Origin of the sequence: Pseudomonas caricapapayae (assembly GCF_001400735.1) — a bacterium.
GTDB lineage: Bacteria > Pseudomonadota > Gammaproteobacteria > Pseudomonadales > Pseudomonadaceae > Aquipseudomonas > Aquipseudomonas caricapapayae.
The window spans coordinates 1-4,885 of record NZ_LJPW01000002.1; the positions used below are offsets into that span (position 1 = coordinate 1).

Genomic DNA, 4,885 nt, shown 5'->3' on the forward strand with positions numbered 1-4,885 from the left:
CACAGCGTGCCGTTCCGCAGTCCCGCCGAGCACTCCAAACCGAAAAGCCTCGGCCAACAGACCGCCGTAGTCGTCACGCCCAGTGGCCATGAAGTGTTTACCGACACCCTCAACCGAATCTGTGTGCGCTTCCATTGGGACCGCCTGTCTCAGGACGGCGAACTGGGTTCCTGCTGGCTGCGCATGATGCAACCGAGCAGCGGCCCGGACTGGGGCAGTGTGCATGTGCCCCGTGCCGGTGAAGAGGTGGTCATCACTTTTCTGGACAACGACATCGACCGGCCACTGGTGATGGGACAGGTCTACGGCGGTCACAAACCCGCCTGGCACTCCAGCGGGTTGATGGCCGGTTACAAGAGCAAGGAAGTCGGCGGCGGCGGTTTCAACCACTGGGTGATGGACGACTCGACCGGCCAGGTCCGCACCCAGATCCACAGCAGCCACGGGCATACCCAGCTCAACCTTGGTTACCTGATCGACCAGCGCGGCAACAATCGCGGCGGCCTGCGCGGTACGGGGTTTGAACTGCGCACCGATGCTTACGGCGCACTGCGCGCCCAGCAGGGTTTGTACCTCAGCACCTGGAAACGCAGCGGCGCTCAGGGCGCACAGATCGATGCCAGTGAAGCGCAGCAGCAACTGAAAAACAGCGAGCAGCGCGTCAAGACCCTGTCCGACACGGCGCAACAGCACAACGCCCTGCCCATGCAGGAAGGCCTGGACAGCCTGACCCAGCTCAACAGCGATGCCGACGTGACCTACGGCAGCGACGACGGCGCACCGAGCCAAGGCCCCGGCGAGCAACAACGCAACGGCGGCGACACTGCCTGGGCAATCCGCAGCGGCGGACGCGGCAAGACACCGGGTTACCAGCAACCGCTGCTGATCGCCTCCTCGCCCGCCGACATCGCCACCGCCACGCCGAAAAGCACCCACCTGCACAGCGGCAAACACCTGACCCTGAGCACCGGCGAAGACGTCAGCATCGCCAGCGGCAAATCCCTTCTGGCAAGCGTGGCGCAAAGCATCAGCCTGTTTGCGCAGAATGCCGGGGCCAAGCTGTTTTCGGCCAAAGGCAAGATCGAGCTGCAGGCGCAAAGTGATGCAATGGAGTTGACGGCGCAACAGAAGATAATGATTACCTCGACCGCCGCCGGAATAGAGATCGCCGCACAGGAAGGCATCCTCCTTACCAGCGGCGGCGGCTACATCCGCATCAAGGACGGCAACATCGAGATTCATGCGCCGGGGACGATTGATGTCAAAGGGGCGAAGAAGACGTTTAGCGGGCCAGCACAGCTTAATCGCGACCACCCTGCCTGGCCCGAGTCCTCTGTGACCCAAGCGCTTACCTTTTATGCAGGGCAAACCAACGCCGGGAGCTCTAGTGCGTGGGCTGGTATGCCTTACACAGTGCGTGACGGGGCATCAGTCGTCAAAAAAGGCGTCATGGATAAAACCGGGGCAATTGGCATTGATCACCACCCCACAACCAGCAGATACACGCTCGAACTGGCTAATGGCGTGAGTTACGACATTCCGGTCGGCGGGCAGTACCAAGGCGAGCAAAGCAATGCCGAATTCGCCAACAGCGGATTTCATCGCCATAGCAACCAAACGGGTTCAACGAACGCTAGGGCAGGAACTGAGAGTAAGTTCCGGGCCCTGTACACCTCGCTGAACAATCCAGAATCGGAAACGTGAACAATGGGGACACCTAGCCCAGCCAGGAACAGGTTTGCGACCGGTACGGTTACTGTTGACCGTGAAGAACGGCCATGGCTTATGCAATCAACTGTTCGCCATCCATCTCGCCTTCCCGGTCAGCCAGCGTGTCAGAACCTATAAGGAACGGAACTCCCATGGAATCGCCACTCCCGAGCCTCTCCAACATAACAGTGCCTGTCGCACTCTCGCACACCAACAGCGCCAGGATTGTCCAGCGCTGGTTCGTCGAGAACAGTGAATTCAGCCCGATTCCGGCCACCTATAGACCGCTGGTCAACGGTGAAGAAGCATTCAGGGCTGTCTTTGAGGCGATTGCAAAAGCCGAGAAATCCGTCGAAATCATCTGCTGGGGCTTCCAGCCTTCCATGTACTTCATCCGCGACGGATCCCACCCCTGCATTGGCGAACTGCTCAGGATCAAGGCTGCCAACGGTGTGAAGGTGCGCATACTGGGCTGGGAAATGCCCTTCAACTCCGCAGGCATGGCAGGCGAAGGCAACCTGCCGGGCAAGGGCTTGCTTCGACTGAATTCTAGAGCCATGCAAAGCTCGACCAAGGATCAGTTCAAGTACGACCGCGATTGGTTCTCTGAGTACGCAGTGTCCGATGGCAAGGCGGCTGAGCGAGTCAATGGTAAATCCCCGGTGTTCGTGAGTCGTGGCTTCAGCGCCAATGAAAGGTTAGAGATTAAGCACTGGGTGAAGTATGAAGCGCTCGATCCCAATATCAGCGTGGGCATGCAACTCGTCCTGAGCGCCAGCGCCTCGCACCACCAGAAAAGTGTACTGGTCGACTATGAACTGCCCAGCGCGGTCGGCTTTGTCATGGGCCACAACTCGCTGGACGAGTATTGGGACACCGATCAACACTCGGCACTGAACCGTGAAGAAGGCACCAAGCCTGCGCCCTATCTAGGCTCGCGCGGCTCCACGCCACGCCAGGACATATCATGCATGTTGTCCGGGCCGATCCTTCACGATGTGCACCAGAACTTTGCCATCGCCTGGCGCAAGGAAACCGGCGAGGACCTGCTCGCCTGCCGCGATTGCGATCCGACCTCCAATCGTCTCCAGTTCCAGAGCGGTACGCGATTGATGATGCAAGTGTTGCGCACCCAGGCTCAGGTGGGCCAGCCCAAAACCAACCGCAAGCACAAGGATGACGTGGGCGACCATGAAAAACCCGTTCGAGACATCCAGAGCGGTTACATGGTGGCTGCCAACAACGTCACCCAGTTTATCTACATCGAAAACCAGTACTTCCGCTGGCCGCCGCTGGCCGATCACCTCAAGACCTTGGCAGGGAAATACTTCGAGGCAGGCCGCAAGGAGCCCCTCTATCTTTTTGTCGTCACCAATGACACCAAGGACGGGGTCGGCATGGGCACGGCCAAGACCCAGGAAATGCTCGCCAGCCTGGGTCGGGCAGAAACCATTCCGGCCATCACCAAGCTGCGACTGATCAAGGAGATGAAACGTGAAGCCCCGGTCAGACCTCGTCCGGACGGGCCAAATGACCGTGCCGGACAGAGAAAGCTGGACGAATGGCAAGCGGAGATGGACAGGAAAACCAAGGAGATTGAAACGTCCAACTTGGTAGCCAAGAAAGTGCCAGGCTTGAAGATTCATGTTTGCTCACTGGTCGCGCGCGATTTGCAAGATGGCCAGCCCTGGATGCCCGTCTACATCCACTCCAAGCTGATGATCGTCGATGACGTATACACCACTCATGGCTCGGCCAACATCAACACTCGAAGCATGATGGTGGATAGCGAACTGAACATCTGCCATGAGCATCCGGAGTTTAGTCAGCCGTTGCGGCGGCGGTTGTGGGATCTGCATACCAAGGGGTTTGGGGTGCAGGATGAGCCGAAAGAGGCGTTTACAGCTTGGGGCGATATTATTAAACGGAATAAAGGTTTTCGAGACAACAAGCTTAAACCCTATGCTCCTTTAGTCGAATTTTATTACACCGAAACTTCTATGACGGACTTTGACTAATGCGCCTGACTTTTTTGCTTTCAAGCCTGCTGTTGGTTGCCTGCAGCTCTGGCAACGCCATTACTTTACGGACAAAGGACACTCCCTTGAATCAGTTGAGCGAAGTCAACGCCAAGCTGGCGTTTACCTGCGCACACGAGAAAATCCCTGCTCCCTCGGCAGAAACGGATGTTCTATTCCATTACGCCCGTTGGTTACAGAAAAACAATCAGATCCCGCAGGACGAAACGGTCGACATCGAAATTGGCAGACTGTATCGCATCGCCGCAGAAAACAATCACTACAAGGCCAACGTCAACCTGCAGAACGGTGCCATGCGTGGCCAGTTCAAGCTAACCGGTGCGGAAAGATTGCGTCTTAGCCAACAGTTGATAGATGCACGTGTGGCTTCGGGCTATTACATGATCGCCATCTATCTTCAAAAGGGCGCGGCTGGTCTGCATCAAGATGAAGATATGTCCCTCCGTTACTTTCGCAAGGCGGCGGATGAGGGAAGTTCGCAAGCACAAGCCTACGTTGCTGAGAAGCTCGCGCCCATTGACATTGCACCGGACGTAGCACGTCAGATGCGCAGTTGTGCAGCCTCACAAGGTAATGGTGATGCGGCTTTGGCGTTGGGCGTTAACTTATCAACAATTATGGAGTATCGAGCCGCCCTTGAAGCATTTCAGTTAGGTGTGGCGGCAGGAAATGAAAATGCAGCATCTTTTTTAAACAATGGCTTTCGAGGCCCTGAACCAGAGAATCTCTTGTACTATTTGGGTCAGCAGGAAGATATAGAGCGAGCAGATCGTTACAAACAAATTTGGAGTCTTCTGGCAGATTGGTCTTACGCCAATCCAAGCGTCCCCGAAATCAACGAAATCGTACCCTTGCCACCAGCCAAGCTTCCTGCCTGGGATGGCAAGCTGAAATGGGTTGAGGAACGTGAAGCCAATATCCCGCCACCCAAGCCTTCCGAAGCACTGATTGAGCAACTGGCTAAGGCTATGGTGCTTGATCCTAAAACAGGTAAGCCCTTGCCGGGATCGCCTGTATATATCAAGGAAGACTGAATATATAGGCGGTAGAGGGTTTCAGTTATGAACCGGATGTTGCGTGTGCCGAAAGAGAGTGGTCTGCACATGCAAATCTCTTCCCAAACTCAAACCCGACGC

Annotated in this window: 3 protein-coding genes; all 3 read left to right on the plus strand. The window is 56.5% G+C overall.

Going from position 1 to position 4,885, the window contains the following annotated elements; all coding sequences use genetic code 11:
• The coding region (locus tag ALO80_RS00070) for a DUF2345 domain-containing protein (protein ID WP_144434188.1) at positions 1-1,704 on the plus strand (1,704 nt) is incomplete at its 5' end.
• A 158-nt stretch (positions 1,705-1,862) separates the two neighbouring features.
• Positions 1,863-3,728, plus strand: a complete 1,866-nt coding sequence (locus tag ALO80_RS00075; protein WP_055007468.1) for a phospholipase D-like domain-containing protein — start codon at positions 1,863-1,865, stop codon at positions 3,726-3,728.
• Positions 3,728-4,783: a DUF6396 domain-containing protein gene (locus tag ALO80_RS00080; RefSeq protein WP_055007469.1), complete on the plus strand. Its 1,056-nt coding sequence runs from the start codon at positions 3,728-3,730 to the stop codon at positions 4,781-4,783. Before ALO80_RS00075 ends, ALO80_RS00080 begins: the two co-directional genes overlap by 1 nt.
• Positions 4,784-4,885: the final 102 nt, after the last annotated feature.

Coding starts and splice junctions, on each gene's coding strand:
- ALO80_RS00075 (WP_055007468.1), top strand. CDS start 1,863: ATGGAATCGCCACTCCCGAGCCTCTCCAACATAACAGTGCCTGTCGCA.
- ALO80_RS00080 (WP_055007469.1), top strand. CDS start 3,728: ATGCGCCTGACTTTTTTGCTTTCAAGCCTGCTGTTGGTTGCCTGCAGC.